The organism is Vibrio sp. 378 (assembly GCF_033339435.1).
In genome coordinates this window covers 1-809 of sequence record NZ_JAWOUO010000368.1, presented here as the reverse complement: position 1 = coordinate 809, position 809 = coordinate 1, and the positions used below count along the sequence as shown (strand labels likewise).

1 protein-coding gene is annotated in these 809 nt (G+C 35.1%); it reads right to left on the bottom strand.

The features are described 5' to 3' along the window. A partial coding sequence (locus R7Q48_RS26325) for a BON domain-containing protein (protein ID WP_318133142.1) occupies positions 1–285 on the bottom strand: 285 nt, incomplete at its 3' end. Between the last annotated feature and the right edge of the window lie 524 nt (positions 286–809).

The following is an 809-nucleotide window of genomic DNA, read 5'->3' as shown; positions in this document are numbered from 1 at the left end:
CTCGTTATTTACTTTTTTCACACCATCAAGGCCTGAAACCAACTCTTCTGCCAGCGACTTTTCCAAATCGTTATTGACCGAACCTGTCAGCGTAACCACCTGATTTTCAACATCAGTGTTGATATCAAAAGAGTTCAGGTTGCTATTAAGCAGTAAGGTGGTTTCTGCTTTACCATCTAGCCAAGCGTCCATGGATTCTTTTTCCCATTTATCACTGGCTAATACTGCGGTAGATGACGTTGCAAGAACTGAAGTAAGTACAATTTTAGCTGCGATGTTATTCATGGTAATTCTCCTATATTGACGTTGCAGTTCTAATAGAGCAAAGCATGTGCCAACTTTATAAGTCGCTATTTTTAAAGAGTTTATTTAAAAACAGCCGTTATATTTAAGATGAGAGAGAAACAATTCGTGAATAATTTACACAGAAGAAATGTAATTTTTAATCATTGAAGAAGAAAAGATAAATAGAGAAGAAATAACACCTCATCCTTTCGTTTATTTTTGTACGCAAAAACCATCAAGAGAGATTAATTTCTAACAATTACAATTCCACACAACAAATAAGGAAAGAAAAACGATGTAGATATATAGTTTGCTGTTGATCTCACTATATTAATAACCAACCAGATTCTAAACAGACTTTGACAATATTTTGTCTTGTACAGCTTAAATAATACACGTACATTGTTTCTGTTATAGTGAAGAGGACATTTCAATGTCACTGCCAAGCCTGTTTCTAAGAATACAAGACCCCGCCCTCAAAGAGGCTATCGCTTCTTGTCAGGAATTACATAAGTTCCGTTTGT